The following is a 22,331-nucleotide window of genomic DNA, read 5'->3' as shown; positions in this document are numbered from 1 at the left end:
AACCGATAACCGACGCTCCCAAGGGGAACGACGGTTACGGTATGTGCTCACAGGAGAACGGAGACGAGGATGTTCCAGGGGCTGCGCGACAGGGTCAGGCGTGCCCGACAACGGCGCGGGTTCGAGCGTGAGACCGCCGTCGTCATCCTCAAGTGCACCATCGCGGCCACCCTCGCCTGGGTCGTCGGCACCCAGCTCGGAGCCTCCAGCCAGGTCGGGTTCGCCCCTTTCACCGCCCTCCTCGTGGTCCGTCCGAGCGTGTACGGGTCCGTCCTCCAGTCGGGCCGCTACATGGCGGCGGTCTTCGCGGGGGCCCTGCTCGCCGGGCTGGCCGGACTGACGGTCGGCGCCCAGCTGTGGTCGTTCACCCTGCTGCTCCTGATCGCCCTGGTCGCGGGGCAGGCCGGATTCTTCGGCAGTCAGGGCGTGCAGCTGCCGGTGGTCGCCGCCTTCGCGCTCGCGGGCGGGACCGCCGAGAGCGCCATGGACCTCGGGTACCTCCTGCTGATGGTCCTGGTCGGCGCCGCCTCGGCCCTGGTCACCAACACGGTGCTCGCCCCGGCCATCCGGTTCCGGGACGCGGAGAACGCGGTACGGGACCTCGCGGACGGCCTCCGCTCCCTGACCGGGGAGATGGCCGAGGGGCTGCGCGAGGGCTGCGCGGGCCTGGACCTGGACCACTGGGTGCGAGCCTCGGACGGGCTCGACGGGTCCGTCCGCAACGCCCAGGAGGCGGTCCGACGCCAGGAGGACCGGACCCGGCTCAACCCCCGGCGGCTGGTCTCCGGGGCCCGCACCGACCCCCGCGACCTGGACACCTACGGGGAGTGGATCTCCGCGCTGAGCCGGGCCTCCCGGCACGTGCAGTCCCTCGTCCGCACCCTGCGCACCACCACGCGACGCGCCAGCCGCTTCCCGGAACCCGACGACGCCTTCCTGAGGGAGTTCGCGCCGCTGGTGTCCCGGGCCTCGGACGTCTTCCAGGCGGTGCACGACTCCGAGGAGACCGGGAACATGGCCGCCTCCGACGGCCTCCGGGAGAGGGTCGAGGACGCGCTGCGCCTGGTGGACGAGGAACGCGACGCTCTGCGCGAGCGCTGGGACGACCGGAACTGGCCGGTCTACAGCGCCCTGATCACCGACGTCGAGCGGATCTTCGAGGAGATCCACCAGGGGCAGGAGAACTCCGAACGCCGCGACGGCCGCTGATCCCGGCCCGGAGGGCGTACGCGCGCGCCGAACGGGCAGGGTTCCGACATGGAACGGACACACACGGGGACCCGTCGGCCCCTCCCGCTCACCCGAACCCTGTCCCTCCTGGGGGCCGTCCTCCTCGTGGGTTCCTGTTCCACGACCGAGGCCGGCGGGTCGGGGACGGACGGGCGGCCCGAGGGGTCGGCCGGGGGCGCCGACCTCGGCCAGCCCGAGGACCTGGCCACCGACCTCGACGTGCCGTGGGGGATCGACTTCCTGCCCGACGGCTCCGCCCTGGTGGCCCAGCGGGACTCCGCCGCCGTCGCGCACGTGACCCCGGACGGGCGCGTCACGGACGCGGGGACCGTCGAGGGCGTCCGCCACGGGGGCGAGGGCGGCCTGCTCGGCCTGGCCGTCGACCCCGACTTCCCCGAGCAGCCCCACGTGTACGTCCACCACACGACCGACACGGACAACAGGGTGGTCCGGCTGGAGTACGACGGCGGCTCCCTCGGGGACTCCGAGGTGATCCTGGACGGGATCCCCGCCGCGAACACCCACAACGGCGGCCGGATCGCCTTCGGGCCCGACGGCCACCTGTACGTGGCCACCGGTGACGCCCAGGAGGGGGACGCCTCGCAGGACACCGACTCCCTGGCCGGGAAGATCCTGCGGATCACCACCCTCGGTGAACCCGCCCCGGACAACCCCTTCGACAACCACGTGTACAGCTACGGCCACCGCAACGTACAGGGCCTGGCCTGGGACGACGAGGACAACCTGTACGCGACCGAGTTCGGCCAGGACACCCTGGACGAGGTCAACCTGATCGAACCCGGGAACAACTACGGCTGGCCCGAGGTGGAGGGGCCCGGCGGCGGTGACGGGTTCACGGACCCGCTGGTCACCTGGGAGCCCGCCGAGGCCTCACCGAGCGGCGCGGCGATCGTCGGGGACTCCCTGTACGTGGCGGCGCTGCGCGGAGCCCGGCTCTGGGAGATCCCCCTGAACGGCGACGGCACCGTGGGTGAGCCGGAACCGCACTTCGTCGACGAGTTCGGCCGCCTGCGCACGGTGGTCGCCGCCCCTGACGGGGACGCCCTGTGGCTGAGCACCAGCAACCTCGACACCTGGGGTTCCCCCGCCGATGACGACGACCGGATCATGACCGTCCCGCTGGAGTGACCGGGCGCTCCGGGCCTAGGTCGTGTTTTTTGGTTCGTGGTTGAGCCAGAACAGGGCGCTGATCAGTACGGCTCCGGCGCGGTAGTGCGTGGCGAGTTTGTCGAAGCGCGTAGCGACCGCCCGGTAGTGCTTGAGCCATCCGATGCAGCGTTCGACCAGGTTGCGGCGCTTGTAGGCGCCGCGGTCGAAAGCGGGCGGGCGCCCGCCATAGGAGCCGCGCCGCTGTCTCCAGGCCTTCTGATCGCTGCGCTCGGGGATGGTGCACCCGATCCGGCGGCTGCGCAGCAGCCGCCGGATCGCCTTGGAGGAGTAGGCCTTGTCCGCGATGACGCGTTCGGGTCGGCTACGGGGACGTCCGCGGCCCGGCCGGGGAACCCGGATGGTGTTCATGAGCTGGGCGAAGACCGTGGAGTCGTTGGTGTTTCCCGTGGTGATGACCAGGGCCAGCGGTAGTCCGCGCCCGTCGGTGGCCAGGTGAACCTTGGTGCTCAGCCCACCTCGGGAGCGTCCGAGTGCTTGGTCCTGCTTTGTTCTGTGCTCGGTCCCTTTTTTGGTGCGCCGGCGGCGTGCTGGTGGGCGCGCACCACGGTCGAATCGATACTGACCTCCCATTCGATACGGCCGACGGCGTCATGACGGACCTGGACGTGTTCGAGGATTCGGTCGATGGTGCCGTCGTGGGCCCAGCGCCGGTAGCGGCCGTAGACGCTTTGCCAGGGTCCGTAGCGTTCGGGCAGGTCACGCCAGGGGCATCCGGTGGCGAGTTTGTAGATCATGCCGTTGAGCATGGTTCTGTGGTCGTGCCAGCGGCCGCCTCGGCCCTGGTTGGTGGGCAGGAGCGGGGCAATCGTTTCCCAGGCCTGGTCAGTGATCTCGTGTCGTCGAACCACGCTTCCATCACTAACAGCACGGCATCCGCCCCCGCAGCCGAACCACAAAACACAACCTAGGCCGTGTTTTTTGGATCATTCCGCGCTCGCGACCACCAGGCTGCCTCTCGCCGCGCCGATGAAGCTCGGACAGCCAAACCCGGGCTGACCTTCACTCATCGTCTTGCGAGAGATTGCCTGGACGGCCGCTCGCATCGATGGCGGCTCCGCCGCCACCGGCGAAAGCATCCAAAAAAACACGGCCTAGCCGAGCAGGCCGCGCGTGATGACCTCCTCAGTCAGGACACGGCGGATCTCGTCGTCCTCACCGACATGGCCGGGGTGCTCGGCGCTCTCCCGCAACCGTTCGCGCACCGCCGCCACCACCTCGTCGGTGATCAGGGCACCGGACAGCGGTGCGGCCTCAGCCGTCTCACGCCAGCGGCGCATCGCCTCCAACCGGCCGTGTTCGACGGACTCACGGGTGAGGAGGAACAGACCGTCGACGTTGCGGTCGTGGGCGTCCTGGTCCAGCAGGTCCACGTCCACGACGGCCACCGGCTGCGGGGCGCCGCCCTCGGAGTCGGGGCGCAGGTGGTAGACCCGCCAGACCCGGCCGTTGGTGAGGAACACCCAGTCCACGCCGCGCTCGACGGCCAGGCGCCGCGCCATCTGGATGTTGCGCAGGTCCAGGTCCTGGCCGATCCGGCGCACCTCGACCGGGGCGAAGAGCTCACCGTCGAGGACGATCGCGTAGTCGATCGAGTCCCCGCTGGTGCGGTACTCCGTGGTCAGGTCCTGGTACTTGCTGAAGTTCAGGCCGACGCTGAAGAAGTCGGCGACCAGCAGACGGGTGTCGCCGTCGTTGGCGTCGCGCTCCGCGAGGTCGGCCAGGGGACCGGCGAACCGGTCGACGGCGGCGGCCACCCGACCCCTGACGGCGGTCTCCCAGCTCACCGTGGTGGTGAACTGGCCCGTCCTGGTCATGACCTGGGTCTCTTCCGTGTCCATGCCGTCCGTTTCCGTGTCTGGGGCAGCCCCGCCACACGGCTTTCTCCGGGGGCCGGGGAACACGCGGACGAGGGGGAGAATCCGCCTCAGATGCTACATCTCCGGGATGTGACCGCCGTCCCTGAGGGGCGGCGGGAGCGGGGCGGGCAGGGCGCTTTCGGCGTCCCTGGCGGCGGCCAGGAGGAGCGCGTCCTCGTGGTGCCGCGCCACGAGGTGCAGACCCACGGGCAGACCGTCCCCGGTGAGCCCGGCGGGCAGGCTCAGGGCCGGGTGCCCGGTGAGGTTGAACAGCCAGGTGAACCCCACACTCATCACCTCGCCCGGCCCCGCGTGCGGATGGGCCCGGTTCGGGGTGGTGGGCGTGGCGATCAGGTCCGCGGAGGACAGGACCGCGTCCAGCGCGGACAGGTCCCTCCGCCGGAGGGAGGCGTCACCGGGGGGAGTACCCCGTTCCCGGCGGGCGAGCCAGGCCTCAGCGGGGTCGGTGAGCGCGAACCGGGGCACCGACACCGTCACAGCGGGGGACCGGGCCCAGCACCGCAGCGCCCGTTCCGCGAGCTCCACCACCTCCGGATCCGGGTCGTTGAACCCCAGCGTCGGGGACCACGCGACGCGCAGGCGTCGGGGAGTGGCCACGGGAAGGCCACCGAGCACGGCGCTCCGGTACAACTCGACGTCCGCGACCGTGCGCGCGATCGGCCCGCCGACCGTCAGCCCGGCCCGGTCCCGGGCCGGAAGCAGCCCGGTGGTCGGTTTGTAGCCGACCACACCGCACCAGGCGGCGGGGATCCGCGTGGACCCGGCGCCGTCGCTCGCGGTCGCCAACGGGACCGCCCCGGTGGCCACCGCGACGGCGGACCCGGCGGAGGAGCCGCCCGGAACCCGGTCCGGTCGCCAGGGGTTGAGCGTGGGGCCCGCGGCCGTGTTCCCCCAGGTCTTCCACGGGGTTCCGGGGCCGGGTACGGACGTGGACCCGACCGGGACCGCGCCAGCCGCGACCAACCGCCGGGCCTGGTGGGAGCCGGTTCCCTCCGAGGCCTTGACGGCCAGGGGCACCCCGGCCAAGGGCAGCCGGACACCGTCGGCCACGGCCGCGTCCACCCGGGCCGCGCACTCCAGCGCGGACTCCGGCCAGACCTCGACGAAGGCGCGCAGGTGTCTGATCCGGTCGACGCCCTCCAGCGACTCCCGGACGGTCTCGACCGCGCTGATCACACCCCGGGTCACCCGGTCCGCCGTCTCACCCGCCGTCGGCGGTGTCTCGTTCCTCACCGGACCGAGGTTAGTGCGGTCGCGTCGTGACACCGAGAGAGGCTTGGCCACGGCCCTTCCGGTACTCCGGGGACCCCGACGGTCTCGGCGGCTCCAGCGCGTGGACGGTGTCGCAGGCGTCCCGGACGGCCTCGTCATGGGTGGCGATGACCACCGCGCAGCCCTCCCGGCTCATGCCGCGCAGGACGTCCACCACCATCGCGCCGTTGTCACCGTCCAGGGCCCCGGTCGGTTCGTCCGCGAGCACCAGGGAGGGCCGTTTGACCAGGAGCCGGGCCAGGGCCACGCGCTGCTGTTCGCCGCCGGACAGGTGGTGCACGCGCTCTCCCTCCCGTCCGGCGAGGCCCACCCGGGCCAGCGCGGCCGCGGGGTCCGGTCGGACTCCGCACGGGCGGGCGACGTCGAGGTTGGCCCGGACGGTCGCGTTCTCCATCAGGGCGTAGTTCTGGAAGAGGTATCCGAGGTGGTCGCGGCGGAAGCGGCGCCGCCCGCGCGCGCCCAGCCGGGTGAGGTCCGTCCCCCGGAACTCGATGCGTCCACGGCTGGGCCGGTCCAACAGTCCCATGCAGTTGAGCAGGGTGGTCTTGCCCGAGCCGCTGGCACCGACCAACGCGAGGAGGCGGCCGGGTTCGACGGTCAGGTCGAGGTCCCGCCACAGGACGCGTCGGCCGAAGGTCCGGGTCAGACCGGTCAGGGTGATCATGCGTCTCCTCGTGGGCGGGGGATCAGGCCCGGGTGGCGCCCTCACGGACGATACGGCGGTGGAGCAGGGCGAGCACGCCCAGGGTGAGCGCGAGCGAGGTCAGGGCGATCCCCGCCGCGTGGAGCGGTTCGGCCCCGGTGACGGGCACACCTGGCCGGGTGGGGTCGTCCGGCGCGGACAGCCGGACGGCGGTGTTCCCCACGGCCCAGCCCACGAAGCCGACCGCGAGGACGGCCTCCGTGGCCAACAGGCGTCGGTGCGTGGCCAGGAAGCCCCACCCGCTGATGTGCCGGACGAAGATCTCCTGTGCCCGGGTGCGCACGTGGACCACGCAGGCGGCCATGGCGGTCAGCAGGAGCACGGCGCCCGCGCCGACCAGGTTGAACGCCTCGGTGTGCAGGGCGTGCACGGCGAGGGCGTGGGCTCTGCGCGCGCTGGCCCCCAGGGTCTCGACCATCGAGACGTAGCGGGAGGCCTCCGGGCTCCCCGCACGGAACGCCTCCACCACCCCGGGATCGGGGAAGACCGTCTGTCTCGCGGACATGTGGTTCACGTAGGCGTTGTCGGACAGGACTGCCCCGTTGGGCAGGACGACGACGAGGGGCTCGTACAGCAGGGGCAGGGCTCCGCCGAGGCGTTCCTGCGCACCGTAGGTGAACAGGGTCTGACCGTCGGCGGCGGGCAGGACCCGCACGTCGAACCGGCCGCCCGGGTCCCCGTTCACCGCCAGCCAACCCGTCACCCCTTCGACCAGCGGCCCGGTGTCTCGGGAGGCGGACTCGGGCAGGAGGACCCGCACGGTCCCGGCGGCCCCGTACCGCTTGCCGGTCGGGGCGAGGACCTCCTCCTCGGCCAGGTAGGTGTCGTTGACCAGGAGTACCGGGCGGTCCGGCGTGGTGCCTCCGTCCGGGACGATCTCGGAAAGGCGCATCTGGACCGCCAGGACCAGGTCGCCCGCCGCGTCGGCCCTCCGCAGCCACGGGCCGAGCGTGTCGTCCACCGCCCGTTCGTCCGTCCAGCCGTAGTTGGCGCTCAGCGCGGGCCGGGACGTCTGCCCGTACCGGTCGTGGACCTCCAGAGCCAGCCGGTGGTCCCGGACCTCCCGCGCGGTGGCGACCACCGAGCCGATCAGCACGAGGGTCAGCGCGAACGCCGGGACGCGCACCAGGTAGACGGTGGCCATGGTGCCGCGTACGGGCAGCCGTCCCCGGAGCGCGGGCAGGATGCCGGTGGTGCCGACCAGGGCCAGCGCCGCCGCGTGGGTGACGAGGCAGGGGAGGGTGAGCGAGAAGCCGATCTGGTTCCCGCCGTTGTAGAGGCCGAGGAGCCCCAGCACGGCCACGGCCGCCACGGGCAGGACGACCGCCCACAGCCGCAGGACCCGGCCCAGCTCCCCGGCGAGCAGCCGCCCGTAGGAGTGCCCCTGGAGCCGCCGGACGGCGTGGTCCCGGGAGGCGAGCAGGACCCCGGCCCCGGTGGCGGTGACCGTGGTGAGCACGGCGACCGCCACCAGGTGCCACAGATGACCGCCGGTGAGGAAGTGCCACAGCCGGGTCCTCTGCACACCGGGCGCCTCGGACAGGCCGTGCCCGGCCAGTGCCTCGCGCAGCGCGGGAGCGGCCTCCGGAGCGCCGAACACCAGGTAGTAGCCGTGCGGTCCCACCTCGCCGAACTCCTCGATGGGATGGGTTCTGACCGTGAAGGAGCGGCCGAAGGACGGATACCCCTCCTCCAGCCAGCGGCCGTACCGGGATCCGGGATCGGAGACCGCCAGATAGAGGTGAGCCAGCGAGGACGGCGTGCGGACGTCCAGGACGCTGTAGCCGATGGCGGCGTCATGGGCGTCCGCGACCTCCCGCACCGTTCGCGCCACCTCGCCGGTGTCGTGGGTGCCGTCGCTCTCGGTGATCCACACCAGGTCCGGGTCGTCGAGCACGTGCACGGTCCGCTCGGCGGCGGCGGCCAGGAGGAAGGCGAGCAGCGAGGCGAAGGCGACGCACGCGGTGTAGGCGAAGGAGAGGGTCCGGTTGGGCACCTGGCGGTCCTGTCGGGGAGGGGGAACCCGTGGCTCCCGGGGCGGTCAGCAGCCGTTGCGCCAGTACTGCTGGTTGTTGGCCATGGCCCGCGAGGCCTCGGCTCTGGCCCAGATACCGGCCGAGGCGTTGACCCGCTCGGTGTGGGTGCCCACGGCGGTGGCTCCGTGGCAGTTCTTCGGGTGGTGGTAGTGGGACCGGACGAACCCCTGCCCGGGAACCCCGGTGAGGCTGCGCTCCCACACCCCGCCGCCGACGTGGGAGGTCTGGGCGAGGGCGGTTCCGGTGGCGATGACGACGACGGCGACCACGGTGACGGACAGTCGGAGGAGGAGGGCTTGCATCGAGGGCTCCCTGCCGGGGTCTAGCAGTTGTTGCGCCAGTAGCTCTGGTTGTTTCCGTTGGCACGCGGTGCGTTGGCCCGGGCCCATTGCCCGGCGTTCCTGTTCACCCGGACGGTGCGCGTTCCGACCGCGGTGGCCCCATGGCAGGCGGAGCCGTGGAGGTAATGCGAGTAGACCTCGCCCGAACCGGGAATTCCGGTGATTCCCCAGAGCCATTCACCGCCGCCCACGTAGGAATGCGCGGCCAGGGCGGCGGTGCCGCCGCCCAGGGCGATCACGGCTGCGGTGAGAGCGGTGGCGAGTACACGAACAGCGGTGTTCACGGCGACTCCCCTAACAGCCGCTGCGGTAGTACGACTGGTTGTTGGTCCAGGCCTTGGGGGCGCTGGCGTAGGAGGTGTGGCCGGGGGCGGCGTTCCTGGAACGGTCGGTGTAGGTGCCCACGGCGGTGGAGCCGTGGCAGTTGCTGGAGTGGTGGTAGTTCGAGTACACGGAGGAGGTCGTGACTCCGTGGTACCAGGTGCCCCCGCCGATCCGGGTTCCCGCCAGGGCCGCGCTCGCGGCCCCGGCGGTGACCCCCGCGACGACGAGCGCGGCGACGATTCCCCGGTTGACTGTTTTCCGCATTCGAGAACCCCGGTCCTGTCGTTCTCCGTCGCATCGCAACGGAGAATGGGAGAATTCACAGAAGAGGGAGACGCATTGCCCCTCTGAAATCCATTACTACCGCGCCCTTCAGGGTGTTTCCCTTTTGTGGCCGGATGCGGACACGATCCAGACGCCTGCTCCGACCTGGGGTAACGGGGTTCGCGAATCGGGTTTCTGTGGACTTGTCCGGTGGTCTGTCCACAGGCTGTGGACAGACCACCGCCGTCAGGGCTGCTCCTCGACCTCCGCGACCCAGGCGGTCTCCGAGATCACCACGTACTGGTTCACCATGGGGAGCTCCACACCTTCGATCTCCTCCTCCGACTCCACCGTGACCACCTCGAAGTACAGGGGCGCCCCGGTCTCGGAGTCGAACAGGATCCGGTGCTCCAGCCGTCCGCCCTCCTGGGTCTCCGAGTCCTCGATCACGAACAGCTCGCCCTCACGGCCCTGCCGGTCCCTGTGCTCGCCCGCGTAGAGGACCCCGTCGTGCTCGGCCAGGGCCCGCAGGGCCGCGGCCTGGACCTGCGGGCTCACGGGGGCCTCGGTGTACAGGCTCTGGAGCCCGAGGAACAGGGTCGTCACCCGCGCACCCGTCTCGTGGCTCGCCCCCTGAACCAGCTGTTCCTCCAGCTCCTCGGGATCGGTGGACAGCGCGTGCGGCTCCCACGTGAAGAACATGCCGTCGCCCCCCTCACCGTCGCCCCAGGTGAACTTCTCGGAGCCGCCGCCGGACAGGAAGTCCAGCGGCCCGCGGTCACCGCCCCGGTACTCGGCCTCCCCGGTCACGATGACCTCCACCCCCGACTCGTCGGGGGCCCGCCACACACGGCGCTCCTCCGGCAGGATGCCCCAGCCCGTCTGCCCGTTGTCGGCGTTCTGGGCGTAGGTGAAGATCCATTCCGAGGTGCGCACGTAGGCGACGTCGCCGTTCCGCTCGGGGGCCTCCGCGGCCTCGGCGGCATCGGCCAGGTCGCGCAGGTGCTCCTCGGCATCGGTCAGTTCGGTCATGGGCACGTTCAGGGGGGCTGGCGGCGGGGTGGCGTGGGCGGGAGCGGAGTCCCGGAGCACGAACGGGGCCAACAGGGCGGCGGCCGCGACAGCGGCGGCGGTTCCCATCACCGCGGGCCGGGTGAGGGTCCCCCATGACAACAGGGGCGGGGTCCGTCTCGGCTGGCTCGCGGAGGCGATGACCTCGATCCTCGCCCGCTCCATGGCCTCGTGGTCACCGGGGTGGTCTGCGGCGGGGTCGTGCGCGGACAGAAGGTTCCGGACGGCGCGCACGTCCTCGTGGGTGTTCCTCACGACTTCTCCTTCAGGACGGGACGGACGGCGTGGGGGGTCGGGGCGGGGCGCGGTGGCGGGTTTTCGAGGAGGCGCTCGATCCTCTTGCGTGCCCGGTACAGGCGGACCCGGGCCGTGGGTGTGCTGCACCCGAGGGCCCGAGCGGCCTCCTGGATCTCCAGGCCCTCCCAAGCCAGCAGCATGACGAGTTCGCGGTCGGTGTCGCTCAGCCGCCCGATCACCAGGAGCGCGCTCTCCCGGTCCACCACCGTGCCGGTCGGGTCCGGGGTCCCGGGATCCGTGTCCAGCGCGGTGAGTCGTCCTTCCCGTCGCATCTCCCGCATCCGTGCGCGGGTGATGTTGCGGGCCACCCCGTACAGCCAGGGGAGCGGTTCCTCCCGGGGCATGCGGTCGAACCGCCGCCAGGTCACGGAGAAGGTCTCCGCCGCGACGTCGTCAGCCGAGTCCGGACCGAGCCGGCGCAGCGCGTACCTCCTGACATCGTGGTAGTGCTCTCTGAAGAGGCGGGTGAACACACCCCCCTCGACGCCGCCGGTGTCATCGCCGCTCATCGCTCTCCTTCCGGTTGGCCGTCACCCTCCTTCTGTCTGTGGTGCGCCGTTTGTTACAGCCGAATCTTCTGTCCACAGGCTGTGGATGAACACCGCGAGGCCCCGACCCTCCTGGGGTCGGGGCCTCGCGGATCCGGGTGTCAGCCCCGAACGGAGCCGACGGTGGCGGTGATCCAGTCCGCGTGCGCCACGGGGTCGGTGAAGACCATCGGGCCCACACAGAGCGGGCTCTCGTCGAAGTCGCCGTCCCGGCTGACGACACCGACGAGTTCCCAGGCCCCCTCCTCCTCGCGGACCAGGGGGCCGCCGGAGTCGGAGATGCACATCTGCGCCTCGTCGGTCGGGTGCTCCGAACAGAGGTCGCCCTCCGGGTCCATCTCCGCGCAGCGGTCCGGGGCGACGACCTCGGTGTCCAGCTGCTGGAGGGTGTCCGGCTTCCCCTCCTCGCCGAACTCGTCGAGCATCCCCCAACCCAGACCGCGCGCCTCGGAGCCCGGAGCGGCCGACTCCTCCCCGATGCCGACGGGGGTCTGCTCGACCGGAGCGTCCAGCCTGAGCAGCGCGAGGTCGTTGCGCAACAGGTACTGCGAGAGCGGATAGTCGGGATCGTCGCTGACGTCCTCCACCTCGTACTCGGGGTGGAAGACGACCTCGACGACGGTGCGCTCGCTGCCGCCCGCGTTCACGTCGGTGCTGCCCACCCGCGCGGTGAGCTCTTCCGGGCTGGTGCAGTGGCCCGCGGTGAGCACCCACTCCTCGTCGACCAGCGCGCCCCCGCACAGGTGCTGGCCGTTGTCGTCGTACAGGGCCGTCATGAACCCGTACTCCTCGGTGGCGTCGACACCACCGATGACCGCCACCGCCGGAGTGGCCAGAGCGGTCGCCCCCAGGAACGCCCCCACTCCCAGTGCTCCGGCGATCGTCGTGCTCCTGCGGCTGTCCGCCATGCCAGACCCTTCCCGCTCGTGTTCCGTCACATCCCAAGCTAGGAAGCGGAATCCTCCGGGACATCGGCCCCGAGGACCACCTGGGCCTCCGACGAAAGTACGCACACGGCAGCCGAAGGGGCTACGGAAGGTCAACCGGCCGGGAGGCGGGACCCGAGGGTCAGCCCGATCCCCTCGGTGTCAGGCTCGACGGCGCTGATCACCCACACACGTTCGTCGAGGCGGGTCCCCTTCTCCGTGGAGTAGCCCTCCACCACCAGGACCCCGGAGTCCCCGTCTCGCAGGACACGAGCGGTCGACCGGGAACCGTCGGAGAACCCCAGGGGAAACGACTCCGGCAGCTGGGCAAGGTCCTCGGCCGGGGTCTCGACGAACACCCGGGCCCCGGGGAACAGGTGGCTGTACCCGGCGTGGGCTGTCGTTGGGCTCATACGCTCTCCCCGAAGAAGGCCGAAGACCACACTCCCAGAACACCGCCCCCCGGCCGCGCCCCGAACCCCGCGTGTCCCGTTGCGACTCCTGGCACCTGGGCTACCACGAGAGGGGCTCACGATTTCAACCTCGGCCGTGTTTCCGTCGATCGCCGGAGGTCATTCGAGGTTCTGGGAATCCCAACGAATTGACGAACTCGATGGCCAGTTCCTTATCTCGATTCCGGGCCGGACCTCGAGAGTCACGGATGGCATAATCGACCCATACCGCCCATCCGGATCGATGTATGGTGAGGACCGGTTTCCCGATGCCCGTAGTCCGTGTGGATGACGCTGATTTCCGCGTGTGCCAGGTTAGTTTCCCTGAGCTGGTCGAAGTCCAGCTGGAGGCCGAGGAACGAGGTTGGGCCACTCGGTGGTCCTCCGTGGACGCGCTCCGCGAACAGGTCAAGCCGAAAGAAATCCTCCTTCAGCCGCTGACGCGCGAGGAGCGAGGAGGGGCCGTGCGGGCTTACCGGTGTCTTCTTCTGTTCTCGGGCACAGGCGGCGGACCGGCTGGCGGTGTCGCCACGATCGATATCGACCCGGCGAGGTTCGCTTCTTTGGAGCGACTGGATCGGGATCCGGACGTACGGCAAGCGTTCTCGCGGATGTTCTCGCTTGCTGTTGGTGGGATCTCGATGGAGTCGAAGAAGTAGTCGACCAACCCTGAATCGCGAAGGAAGCGGCCCCGCTTTTCGACAGATGAGAACGTCGAGAAGCGGGGCAAGCCGGGTTGTTGGTTGGGCCAACCGTGAGTCCCCCTCCGTCTGGGCATCTGGGGGTAGCTGGCGCTCTGAGGTACCTTCCGAAACGAGCCGGACCGGATCCGCCCGGCCACGCCCTTGCCCCTCCTTGCGCTTGCTCAAGGTCCCCTCCCCGACTGACCTCTGACCAAGGACGGTGTCGGCTTCGGGCTGTCGACCCCTCAGCGGCCATACCACTACAGCTCCAGGTCGGGGCCCTCCTGCGATCGCCTGTTCTGTCGGCCCCTGTCCGGCGCGGTCGTGTGCGTACCCTGCGCGCCTGAGCCAGACAGGCTCTGCTGGGAGCGGACCGTCTTGGCGGCTTTCATCGCCTCCACATAGCGCGCACGTTCGTTCTGGGTGGCGGAGAGGTACTCCTCCGGGCTCGATGGCAGGTCACCGTTGTCCACACCACGCTGACCCGCCATGAACACCGCCTTCTGCACCTTCTGGTGCAGGACGTGCTCGGCGAGCCGCTTGTCTTGGCCCTCATAGGCCACCGCGGCCACAAGGTCGGCTTCGGCGTGCAGAGCCAGCATCGCGGGAGCGGTCTGAGCGGTGAGCTCCCCGTGTTTGATGAGATCCCGCGCACGCTTCCAGTACTCCGCCAACCAGTTCAGGGCCTGGGGCCGTGTGCGTCCGGGGATACGTGATTCCGAAGGCTGATGGGGGTTGTGGGTGATCCAGTCAGTACTACGGAAGTGCTCTGAGAGGGACCGTCCGAACTGGGTCGCCCGGACCTGTGTGTCCAGGAGGCTCATCGGCTCCTGTGAGGCAGCCTTGTCGCCTCCCCAAGCGGGAACCTGGTGGCCAGGAGCCCTGGGCAGCAATCGATCACCTCCGGTCGCGTGCTCCGCCACCTGATCGAACCTCTCCATGCGCGTCTGGAACAGGTCGGGTCGACCGAGCTGTTCGAAGAGGGGGCGCAGACCCTCGAGTCGCTGCCTCATGGATTCGATGTCGCCGGGTGAGAGCGGGTTGTCGACCCAGGAGAACTCGTGTGGCTCGCCCTCCCCGAAGAACGTTCGGACGAACGGGTTCGTCGCGTCCGGGAACGAAGTGTGCGAGGCGGCGTCGGCCTCAGCCGCGATCAGACTCTGCCGTCCCCCGAAGACGAGCTGGTCGGTGGTCACGCCGTGAGCTGCCGTCAGCGAGAGGTGCAGGCCGAGGAAGACACCATCGCGAGTCGAGGACATCCCCCGCTCCGCCAGCTCCGTCAGGTCCCGATGATGAGTGGAAGCCGGTTCACCAGGCATGTGGTCGGTGTAGACCTCGCGGAGCCCCACCAACTGCGACAGCGGGATGCGGGCGCCCACCGCTCGGCCGACGTGTGAGTCGAGCACCTTGGTTCTGGCGTCCTCGGTCTGGACGTACTTCTCGTAGACGGCCCGGGTCCCGTCCTCGAACGTGGCCAGTTCCTTGTTCCGGATACCGTCACCGTGCTCGAGCGTCTGTCTGGCGACCACACGCGCGTTGGTGACCGGGTGTGAGGGCAGCGGGAGCGCGCTGGTGCGGGGCATGGTGTCGGCCGGGACACTGACGGTGGGCTGCTCGCCGTTCAGTACCGCCGCGAGCTCGGACTGGAGCCTCGGCCAACTGTCGGCGAAACCGGGGTGAAGGTCCAGGTTCTGGACTTCGGAAACCGGGACCCACTGCAGGGCCGAGGTCTCGCTGCTGGTCGGCTCGACCTGTACCGGCCGGTCTGCTGTGGCGATCACGGTGTCATAGGTCCAGCCGCCGTGATCGTCCCGAACAACCCGATTGATGTGGACGTCGGTGTGGCGGAGGGTGCTCTCCTCCGTGGCCTCGCGGATGGCGGCTTCGGTCGGGGACTCGTCATTGTCGCGTGCGCCGCCAAGAAGCGCCCAGGTACCTCCCTGGTCGGTGTCCGTGCCTCGGTGCTGCATGAGCACCAGCGTCTCGCCGTTCGCGGCACGGTGGACGGGGAGCAGCCCAGCGGCACCGAACTGGCCCCAGTGCGGGTGTCCTTCGGCGCAGTTCACCCAACCGTCGCCCGCCATCGAGGGCAACTCGGGTGTCTGTGGGCGCGGCGCGCCGCGCCCCGGTATCGCCTGAACGCCGGCCACCAGGGATTGAGCGGCGCTCACCCACGTCGTGTCGGCCTCGCGCAGGAGACTTTGCAGAGAAAGCGCATTCTTCCTGGCCGAGGGAATGTCGACCAGGATCTCCCGCAGGTTCTCGGTCCAGCGCTCGACTTCCACGTCGTCCTCGAAGCCCTGCTCGACCAACATGAGGCGGGTGATCTCAGGAGGGAAGCGACCCGGGTCACCGAAGAAGCTCCCGACTCCGCTCGTGGTGGGCAACACGACGGGCAGCCCTGCGCCTGCGGCCTCCAGCCCGACCAGCCCGAAGCCCTCCGCCCGTGAGGGCATGACCATCACATCGGCCTGCCGCATGTCGGACAGAAGCTCTCCCCGATCGATCGAGAACGGCTTGACCACGACCTCCCGGCCGGCGATGGCGGACAGCCGTTCCTTCACCTCCTCCATCGTCTCCGGGGCGGCACCGCGAACGGTCAGCTGGACGTCAAGACCCTCGTCCAGCAACCGGCGGACCATCAGGGCGGCGTGATGGGCGCCCTTCTGCGGGGCGTCACCGCGGCCGACCAGCAACACGTGGCGTGTTCGTTCCCCGTCCCAGGGCGGGAGCCGCTGCTCCTCGAACGGAACGCCGGGGATGATCTGGTGGACGGCGGGAACATGATCGCCGGGGTTGGTGACGGCGAGCCGGTGGGCTTCCTCCGCCAGCGCCGGGCCGACCCCGGCGACCATGTCGGCAGAGGCGACCATGCGGCGCTCGATGCCCTCGAACTCGACCTCCAGGTCCGGCCGCTTCGCCACTCGGGCCAGCGCACCGGTCACCATGTGGACCACCTGGACGAACGGAGTGTCCGGGTACCTCTCGTCGCGCACCCGCAACGCTTCGGGGCCGGAGTAGCGGCTGTGCCCGATGATGGCGTCCACGTCCGACGGAAGTTCCTCGCCGTCGTAGACGAGCTGTTCCTGCTCACTTCGACCGGGGTCGTACTGCCTGGGCCCAATGAGGTGGATGCGGTCGCCGGGAAGGTCAGGTGGCACCTCATGCCCGACGCGCACGAAGACTTCGTGCCCGGCGGCCGCGAGCCCTTCGACGAGGTTGCGGTTGACGGCCACGATGCCGCCCTTGTGGGGATCCCACTCCGTGCAGTAGGCGAGGACTCGCAGTCCGGTTGTGCCGCCGTCCTGACGATTCAACCGCGCCCATTCCTCGGAGAACTCCTGCCAGACCGCTTCGCCGTCGGCAGGGTGAGTCTCGGCCAGACGCTGCTGGTAGTCCTGGAGCAGGTGCTGGCGCTTCTGGACGAGTGCGGCCTGTGGCTCCTGGTCCGTGGTGCCCACGCGCTTCACGTCTGCTGGCTCACGGGTACTGTCCACCGACATGGTCTGACCGGCGACCTCGACACCGTGTCGTGCGGCCAACGCGGCGATCTCCAGGAGTTCCGGCCGGAACTCGTCCGTGAGGTTGGCGTCGAGGTAGGCGTAGGTCTCCCTGAACCAGCGGGCCTCCTCCTCGGTGAACGGCCGGAGTCGTTCCTTCTCCAGGGTGTCCGCGGCTCCCGCCGGACCCTTCCAGTTGCCCTCGGAGTCCAGGGAATTCGAGTACGCGACGCCGCCGCCCCACCGGCGAAGGGTGCACGCGTCAAGGAAAGACAGATCGTCGACGGCCCGCATGGTCTGCGGGAGACCGGAGAACGCTTCGTCGTGGATGCGCTTGGCGACCAGGCGACCGTACCCGAGCTCATCCCGCATCCGCTGGTAGCGGTTGAGGTTCGCGAGCCTGCTGAGCGCTTCGGGAACCGCCATCACGTCGGCTTCCACCCGGTAACCGAGAGCGCGGAACCTCCTGGCGTCGCGGACCGCACCCTCCGCGCCGCCCATCGCGCTCTCACGCACCAGGTTCAGTCTGTTCTCCCGGGCGGTGTCGATGATCCTGTTCATCCACACCCAAGCGTCACCGCCGACCTGCCTGGCGGCACTGCGGTCGTCCTCCGCCATCAGCGTCCGGTACATCGGGGAGAACTCGAGCAGGGAGTCGAAGTCTGCGGTGAGAGCGCCTTCCGTCCCCATACGCTCCATGGCCGCGCGCTGGGCAGTGGTCTTGCCGGAGGCCGCCTGCCCACCGATGTAGGCGATCAGGGGGTCCGCTGGCCTGCTCACGCCTGCCATCGCTTGCGGGAGGATCTCCCATTGGAAGGTGAGCTCGTTGTCGGCGTCGGACAGTTTCCACCCGTCAGACCCGGACGAGGAGTACTGGAAGGTCCACCTGCTGCGCCACGAGTCGCTGCCCGGAGGGCCGTCCGCCCAAGGTGGCAGGGGTGGGGTCTGCCCCTGGGTCACGATCTCCCTCGCGGTGTCCATCAGGACTGTTTCCAGCAAGGATCGCGCGCCCTCGCTGCGCGCTGCCTTCCACTCGCGCGACAACCGCGCGTACTCGTCCATCACTGGTTGCTCCTCAGGGGCGTTCTCCGGAGACCGATCCGGGATTGGATGCTCGCGCACAGTTGAGAGTTCCCGCCTGGGGCTGAGGCCGATGGTGAACGGCAGCTCTGCGGCACCCGGCGTGCGGACCCACTGGTGAGACCACGCCGAGCACGAATGACGGTGCGACAAGCTCTGCCACGGGCGCCCGGAATCAGGGCCTCTGCCGCGGGTTCGTGGTGACAGAGCAGGACGACGGATCGCATGCGTCGCGAGCGCACGGGGGTCGACGTGGATTCTGGTCCTTGGCTTCGCGCGGCCGCGAAGGCACACGCCCCTGCCGAACCGCCAGGGTGGGCGGAGGGGTACCACGATAGATAACGGGTATCACGACGAACTGTGTGATACGCCATTATACATAGAGGGAGCGTCTGAAATTGTGCAGTGGCCGGCGTTCCAGCCGTGCCGCTGTCACTCGGGGGACAGGATGACGGAGTGCGTCCGGGCCTCGGAGATGTGCCGAACGCGAGCTGGGAGCAAGGATGACTGACGACAGGGTTCGAGCCGACTACGTGTGTCTACGGGACGCCGCGATCGGCGTACTCGACGCGATGCCGGAGGCGGACGGCTCGCCGCAACGCGTCGACGCGGCGCTGCGGAATCTGCGTGCGGTCTTGGCGGGCGACACGTCGACGTCGGTCGACACTGAGCGTGAAACGCCCGATCCGTTCGAGTACTCGCTCACCGCGAAGCGGTACGTGAGTGATCGAGCGGAGTCGATCTCTCTGGCGCAGCGGGCGGATGATCTGCGACGGCGGCTCGATGGAGACCGTAGTCCGCAGGCGCGGCCTTCTGACGGGGCGCCCGGTGACGTGGTTATCACGGAGCTACGCGCCATGGTCGTCGCCGGCCTGTTGGAAGAGCTCGCGGCGCGCATCTCCCCGGGCGCCGCATTCGGTCCTGGCCGTCATGGCGAAGCACTGGCGCAGCTCTCCACGGAACTGGCGAAGGAACTGCTGGCCCAGACGTTCGTCGGGGAGTAACGACGTCCGGGCGCTCCCGAAACGAGAACGGCCCCTGGTGGGCGAGGTGTCCTCGCGACCAGGGGCCGTTCTCGTGCTGGAGCGGATGACGGGAATCGAACCCGCGTTATCAGCTTGGGAAGCTGAAGTTCTACCATTGAACTACATCCGCGTCGGGTCGCCTCGGGGGCTGTCCAACGCTGGCTATCCTAGCCCAACTCTGGGCCCGGTAGGCAAGTCGGTGGGGTGTCGAGTGCTGCCCTCGGCCCGTTCTCGCAGGCGGTAGGTTCGGAGCGTGCTGCTCTCCGATCGCGATATCAGGTCAGAAATCGACTCCGGGCGGGTCCGGATCGATCCCTTCGACCCCTCTCTTGTCCAGCCGTCGAGTATCGACGTCCGCCTCGACCGGTTCTTCCGGGTCTTCGAGAACCACAAGTACCCCCACATCGACCCCTCCGTGGAGCAGCCGGACCTGACCCGGCTCGTCGAGACCGACGGGGAGGAGGCCTTCATCCTCCATCCCGGCGAGTTCGTGCTGGCGTCCACCTACGAGGTGGTGTCCCTCCCGGACGACATCGCGAGCCGGTTGGAGGGCAAGAGCTCCCTCGGGCGGCTGGGTCTGCTGACCCACTCCACGGCCGGGTTCATCGACCCCGGTTTCTCCGGGCACGTCACCCTCGAGCTCTCCAACGTGGCCACGCTCCCGATCAAGCTCTACCCGGGCATGAAGATCGGCCAGCTGTGCATGTTCAGGCTGACCTCTCCGTCTGAGCGTCCGTACGGTTCGGCGGCCTACGGCTCCCGTTACCAGGGGCAGCGCGGGCCCACACCGTCGCGTTCGCACCAGAACTTCGCGCGGACCCGGATCGTCGAGGGCTAGCTGGACGGTCTCCTCTGGTCCCGCGGAAACGCTTACGGTACGGTTATGTACTGACACGTTCTGTCGCATTGAGTGCATGTCGCGGAATTGTGATCCAAGTCACCATAAAATGGTCAGTGGCATAGATCACATACGCGTGTTTTTCGAGGTCGCCATCCCTTGCCGCAGGTCGGCAGACGGGTTTTATGGCGGTTAAACACGTTATCTGGTAGTGACATGCCGCCTGAACTGTGCGTTCATATCTCGGTAAGGTGGCGCCCCGACGTGAACCAGGTAGTGGTTTCGCCCGATTCGGGCGCGCACGGAGGGGGCTCTGCGCGGACCGGCTACCTGAGGTAACCGCAGGTCGAGCGCTGGGTGCACACACCCGGCCCGGCCTCGCGACAGGGACAGCCCCTTAGAGGAGACCGTGCCAGTAGTACGCGCAGACCACCTGTACAAGGTGTTCGGTAAGCAGTCGAAGGCGGCCGTGGAACGGCTCGCGGACGGCAGTCACCGTGACACCATCGCCGACCTCGACGTGACCGCAGCCGTCATCGACGTGTCCTTCGAGGTCCAACCCGGCGAGATCTTCGTCGTCATGGGCCTGTCGGGTTCGGGGAAGTCCACCCTGATCCGCATGCTCAACGGACTGCTCGACTCCACGTCCGGCTCCGTCGAGATCGACGGCGTGGACATCACCACGCTCAGCCGCAAGAACCTGCTGAAGCTCAGGGGCGAGAAGATCAGCATGGTCTTCCAGCACTTCGCCCTGCTTCCCCACCGGTCGGTGCTGGAGAACGCCGCCTACGGGCTGGAGCTGCGCGGGTTCTCCCGCGCCGAGCGCTACGCCAAGGCCAAGGAGACCCTCGCCCTCGTGGGGCTGGAGGGTTGGGAGGACAAGCTCCCGCAGCAGCTTTCCGGCGGCATGCAGCAGCGCGTCGGCCTGGCCCGCGCCTTGGCCGCCGACACCGACATCATCCTGATGGACGAGGCCTTCAGCGCGCTCGACCCGCTGATCCGGCGGGACATGCAGACGCAGCTCCTGGAGCTCCAGGAGACGCTGGGCAAGACCATCATCTTCATCACCCACGACCTGAACGAGGCCATGCGCCTCGGTGACCGGATCTGCGTGCTCCGGGACGGTCGCGTGGCCCAGATCGGTGAGGCGTCGGAGATCCTGAACTCGCCCGCGAACGAGTACGTCGAGCGGTTCGTGGAGGACGTGGACCGCAGTCGCGTGCTGACCGCCGCCGAGGCGCTCGCGGACGTCGCCGTCGACGACGGCGCCCCGCAGGTTGCCGCGGACACTCTGGTCGCTGACCTGTTCACCAGCGTCGCCACCGAGAACCGCCTCCGTGTGGTCTCGGCCGACGACGAGGTGCTGGGCATGGTCACCCGTGAGTCGGTGCTCGCCGCACTGGTCCAGGAGGTGGCCAAGTGACCCCCGTCAACTTCCCTCCGTCGTTGCCCATCGGTGACGGCTTCGAGGCGTTCAACTCCTGGCTGAAGAGCAACTTCGGGCTGTTCTTCGACCTCACCGGCGACTTCATCCGCTGGGCCGTCTCGGTCCTGTCGTCCTTCTTCGTCGAACCGGCGGCCGGACAGCTCGCCTTCATCGCGGCCGTGATCATCGCGGTCCCGCTGGTGCGCTCGCGCCGGGTGCCGCTGCTCGCCATCGTCGTGGTGATCTCCCTCCTGTACATCGCGGAGGCGCAGTTCTCCCTGGTGACCGGCTTCATCAACAGCGTTCCGGGGCTCTTCGTCTGGGCCATGAACCTGTTCGACACCAACGTCGAGCCCACCTTCGTCGTCTCGCTGGTCTTCCTGATCGCGACGGCGGCCCTGGGCCTGGTGGACCGCGCCAACCGGGTGCGCACGGGGATCGTCGCGGGCGGCTGGCTCGCGCTGGTGCTGCTGGGCTGGCTGGTCCTGCCCATGCTGGTCACCAACCCGATGTCCCTGCTGATGATCCTGCTGCTGAGCCTGCTCGCGCTCTCGGTGGCCGGGTGGCGCCTGGGCGTCTTCGCGCTGGTCGCCCTGACCGTCGTTGCCTCGGTGGGCCAGTGGACCAACGCCATGGACACCCTGGGCCTGGTCCTGGTGGCCAGCCTCATCGCCGTGGTCATCGCGATCCCGATCGGCATCCTGGCCGCCTACAACGACTACGTCAGCAAGGTCGCCAAGCCGGTCCTGGACCTGATGCAGACGCTCCCGGCGTTCGTCTACCTGATCCCGGCGATCTTCTTCTTCTCCATCGGCGCGGTGCCCGGTGTGGTCGCGACCATCGTGTTCGCGATGCCGCCCGGTGTGCGCCTGACGGAGCTCGGCATCCGGCAGATCGACAAGGAGCTCGTCGAGGCGGGTGAGGCCTTCGGCGCGCCCAAGCGCAAGATCCTCACCGGCATCCAGCTCCCGCTCGCCCTGCCGACGATCATGGCCGGCGTCAACCAGGTCATCATGCTGGGCCTGTCGATGGTCGTCATCGCGGGCATGGTCGGCGCGGGCGGCCTCGGCAGCCAGGTCTACCAGGGCATCACCCGCAACGACGGCGCGCTGGGCTTCGAGGCCGGAATCGCCGTGGTCATCCTGGCGATCTTCCTGGACCGACTGACCGCCGCCGTCACCCGCAAGAGTCCTCAGGCCAGGGTCAGCAGTTCCTGACACCGGTCTTTTTCGAGCAGTCCTGATGGA

Annotated in this window: 20 protein-coding genes and 1 tRNA gene; 7 read left to right on the top strand and 14 right to left on the bottom strand. The window is 69.3% G+C overall.

What is annotated here, in order from left to right:
- Nucleotides 1–69 precede the first annotated feature (69 nt).
- Nucleotides 70–1,209, top strand: coding sequence for an FUSC family protein (locus AC0VYM_RS27695; RefSeq protein WP_475457020.1), 1,140 nt, complete (start codon nucleotides 70–72; stop codon nucleotides 1,207–1,209).
- 48 nt (nucleotides 1,210–1,257) lie between these two features.
- Nucleotides 1,258–2,379: a PQQ-dependent sugar dehydrogenase gene (locus AC0VYM_RS27690; RefSeq protein WP_475457018.1), complete on the top strand. Its 1,122-nt coding sequence runs from the start codon at nucleotides 1,258–1,260 to the stop codon at nucleotides 2,377–2,379.
- A gap of 15 nt (nucleotides 2,380–2,394) precedes the next feature.
- On the opposite strand, the gene AC0VYM_RS27685 is transcribed toward AC0VYM_RS27690, so the two are convergent.
- The 12 genes from AC0VYM_RS27685 to AC0VYM_RS27630 all read right to left on the bottom strand — a co-directional run bounded on the left by AC0VYM_RS27685 (nucleotide 2,395) and on the right by AC0VYM_RS27630 (nucleotide 12,493).
- Nucleotides 2,395–3,269 (bottom strand): IS5 family transposase gene (locus AC0VYM_RS27685; protein ID WP_475455515.1). Its coding sequence is split into 2 segments (ribosomal slippage): nucleotides 2,395–2,903 and nucleotides 2,903–3,269, totalling 876 coding nucleotides; the frame shifts between segments, so codons are not numbered across the junction.
- Nucleotides 3,270–3,512: 243 nt separating this feature from the next.
- The gene (locus tag AC0VYM_RS27680) at nucleotides 3,513–4,259 is read right to left on the bottom strand and encodes a hypothetical protein (protein WP_475457016.1); all 747 of its coding nucleotides are present in this window, start codon (nucleotides 4,257–4,259) and stop codon (nucleotides 3,513–3,515) included.
- A gap of 93 nt (nucleotides 4,260–4,352) precedes the next feature.
- A complete protein-coding gene (locus AC0VYM_RS27675; RefSeq protein WP_475457014.1) occupies nucleotides 4,353–5,531 on the bottom strand; it encodes an amidase in 1,179 nt (392 codons plus the stop codon).
- Between the two features lie 10 nt (nucleotides 5,532–5,541).
- Nucleotides 5,542–6,234 (bottom strand): ABC transporter ATP-binding protein, encoded by a 693-nt coding sequence (locus AC0VYM_RS27670; RefSeq protein ID WP_475457012.1) that lies wholly within the window; start codon nucleotides 6,232–6,234, stop codon nucleotides 5,542–5,544.
- Nucleotides 6,235–6,256: 22 nt separating this feature from the next.
- Nucleotides 6,257–8,269 (bottom strand): bacteriocin-associated integral membrane family protein, encoded by a 2,013-nt coding sequence (locus AC0VYM_RS27665; protein WP_475457010.1) that lies wholly within the window; start codon nucleotides 8,267–8,269, stop codon nucleotides 6,257–6,259.
- Nucleotides 8,270–8,314: 45 nt separating this feature from the next.
- Entirely contained in the window at nucleotides 8,315–8,611 is a 297-nt protein-coding gene (locus AC0VYM_RS27660; protein ID WP_475457008.1) for a lactococcin 972 family bacteriocin, read from the bottom strand.
- A gap of 20 nt (nucleotides 8,612–8,631) precedes the next feature.
- Nucleotides 8,632–8,934 (bottom strand): lactococcin 972 family bacteriocin, encoded by a 303-nt coding sequence (locus AC0VYM_RS27655; RefSeq protein ID WP_475457006.1) that lies wholly within the window; start codon nucleotides 8,932–8,934, stop codon nucleotides 8,632–8,634.
- 10 nt (nucleotides 8,935–8,944) lie between these two features.
- On the bottom strand, nucleotides 8,945–9,238 hold the full coding sequence (locus AC0VYM_RS27650) for a lactococcin 972 family bacteriocin (protein ID WP_475457004.1): 294 nt from the start codon (nucleotides 9,236–9,238) through the stop codon (nucleotides 8,945–8,947).
- Nucleotides 9,239–9,484: 246 nt separating this feature from the next.
- Complete coding sequence (locus AC0VYM_RS27645; RefSeq protein ID WP_475457002.1) at nucleotides 9,485–10,564, bottom strand: CU044_5270 family protein; 1,080 nt, start codon at nucleotides 10,562–10,564, stop codon at nucleotides 9,485–9,487.
- Nucleotides 10,561–11,115, bottom strand: coding sequence for an RNA polymerase sigma factor (locus AC0VYM_RS27640; RefSeq protein ID WP_475457000.1), 555 nt, complete (start codon nucleotides 11,113–11,115; stop codon nucleotides 10,561–10,563). The genes AC0VYM_RS27645 and AC0VYM_RS27640 overlap by 4 nt, the downstream gene beginning before the upstream one ends.
- A gap of 140 nt (nucleotides 11,116–11,255) precedes the next feature.
- Nucleotides 11,256–12,062 (bottom strand): S1 family peptidase, encoded by an 807-nt coding sequence (locus AC0VYM_RS27635; protein ID WP_475456998.1) that lies wholly within the window; start codon nucleotides 12,060–12,062, stop codon nucleotides 11,256–11,258.
- A 131-nt stretch (nucleotides 12,063–12,193) separates the two neighbouring features.
- Complete coding sequence (locus AC0VYM_RS27630) at nucleotides 12,194–12,493, bottom strand: hypothetical protein (protein WP_475456996.1); 300 nt, start codon at nucleotides 12,491–12,493, stop codon at nucleotides 12,194–12,196.
- 425 nt (nucleotides 12,494–12,918) lie between these two features.
- Between AC0VYM_RS27630 and AC0VYM_RS27625 the strand changes: the two genes are divergently transcribed.
- Nucleotides 12,919–13,191 carry a hypothetical protein gene (locus tag AC0VYM_RS27625; protein ID WP_475456994.1) on the top strand — a complete coding sequence of 91 codons (273 nt, stop codon included), beginning with the start codon at nucleotides 12,919–12,921 and terminating at the stop codon, nucleotides 13,189–13,191.
- Between the two features lie 284 nt (nucleotides 13,192–13,475).
- Here the strand turns inward: AC0VYM_RS27625 and AC0VYM_RS27620 are convergent, their stop codons facing one another.
- On the bottom strand, nucleotides 13,476–17,777 hold the full coding sequence (locus AC0VYM_RS27620) for a zeta toxin family protein (protein ID WP_475456992.1): 4,302 nt from the start codon (nucleotides 17,775–17,777) through the stop codon (nucleotides 13,476–13,478).
- Between the two features lie 521 nt (nucleotides 17,778–18,298).
- On the opposite strand from AC0VYM_RS27620, the gene AC0VYM_RS27615 reads away from it, so the two are divergent.
- Complete coding sequence (locus AC0VYM_RS27615) at nucleotides 18,299–18,799, top strand: hypothetical protein (protein WP_475456990.1); 501 nt, start codon at nucleotides 18,299–18,301, stop codon at nucleotides 18,797–18,799.
- A gap of 77 nt (nucleotides 18,800–18,876) precedes the next feature.
- Here the strand turns inward: AC0VYM_RS27615 and AC0VYM_RS27610 are convergent.
- Nucleotides 18,877–18,950: transfer RNA gene (locus AC0VYM_RS27610), tRNA-Gly, on the bottom strand.
- A 123-nt stretch (nucleotides 18,951–19,073) separates the two neighbouring features.
- Between AC0VYM_RS27610 and dcd the strand changes: the two genes are divergently transcribed.
- The 3 genes from dcd to AC0VYM_RS27595 all read left to right on the top strand — a co-directional run bounded on the left by dcd (nucleotide 19,074) and on the right by AC0VYM_RS27595 (nucleotide 22,301).
- A complete protein-coding gene (gene dcd, locus AC0VYM_RS27605) occupies nucleotides 19,074–19,658 on the top strand; it encodes a dCTP deaminase (RefSeq protein WP_475456988.1) in 585 nt (194 codons plus the stop codon).
- 409 nt (nucleotides 19,659–20,067) lie between these two features.
- Nucleotides 20,068–21,081, top strand: coding sequence for a quaternary amine ABC transporter ATP-binding protein (locus AC0VYM_RS27600; protein WP_475456986.1), 1,014 nt, complete (start codon nucleotides 20,068–20,070; stop codon nucleotides 21,079–21,081).
- Nucleotides 21,078–22,301 (top strand): ABC transporter permease, encoded by a 1,224-nt coding sequence (locus AC0VYM_RS27595; protein ID WP_475456984.1) that lies wholly within the window; start codon nucleotides 21,078–21,080, stop codon nucleotides 22,299–22,301. Before AC0VYM_RS27600 ends, AC0VYM_RS27595 begins: the two co-directional genes overlap by 4 nt.
- Nucleotides 22,302–22,331 lie beyond the last annotated feature (30 nt).

Source organism: Nocardiopsis sp. iso_237, from assembly GCF_056173345.1.
Note: the sequence above shows the minus strand (reverse complement) of the source record. Positions and strands in the feature narration are given on the sequence as shown.

Coding starts and splice junctions, on each gene's coding strand:
- AC0VYM_RS27695 (WP_475457020.1), top strand. CDS start 70: ATGTTCCAGGGGCTGCGCGACAGGGTCAGGCGTGCCCGACAACGGCGC.
- AC0VYM_RS27690 (WP_475457018.1), top strand. CDS start 1,258: ATGGAACGGACACACACGGGGACCCGTCGGCCCCTCCCGCTCACCCGA.
- AC0VYM_RS27680 (WP_475457016.1), bottom strand. CDS start 4,259: ATGGACACGGAAGAGACCCAGGTCATGACCAGGACGGGCCAGTTCACC.
- AC0VYM_RS27670 (WP_475457012.1), bottom strand. CDS start 6,234: ATGATCACCCTGACCGGTCTGACCCGGACCTTCGGCCGACGCGTCCTG.
- AC0VYM_RS27660 (WP_475457008.1), bottom strand. CDS start 8,611: ATGCAAGCCCTCCTCCTCCGACTGTCCGTCACCGTGGTCGCCGTCGTC.
- AC0VYM_RS27650 (WP_475457004.1), bottom strand. CDS start 9,238: ATGCGGAAAACAGTCAACCGGGGAATCGTCGCCGCGCTCGTCGTCGCG.
- AC0VYM_RS27640 (WP_475457000.1), bottom strand. CDS start 11,115: ATGAGCGGCGATGACACCGGCGGCGTCGAGGGGGGTGTGTTCACCCGC.
- AC0VYM_RS27635 (WP_475456998.1), bottom strand. CDS start 12,062: ATGGCGGACAGCCGCAGGAGCACGACGATCGCCGGAGCACTGGGAGTG.
- AC0VYM_RS27630 (WP_475456996.1), bottom strand. CDS start 12,493: ATGAGCCCAACGACAGCCCACGCCGGGTACAGCCACCTGTTCCCCGGG.
- AC0VYM_RS27620 (WP_475456992.1), bottom strand. CDS start 17,777: ATGGACGAGTACGCGCGGTTGTCGCGCGAGTGGAAGGCAGCGCGCAGC.
- AC0VYM_RS27615 (WP_475456990.1), top strand. CDS start 18,299: ATGACTGACGACAGGGTTCGAGCCGACTACGTGTGTCTACGGGACGCC.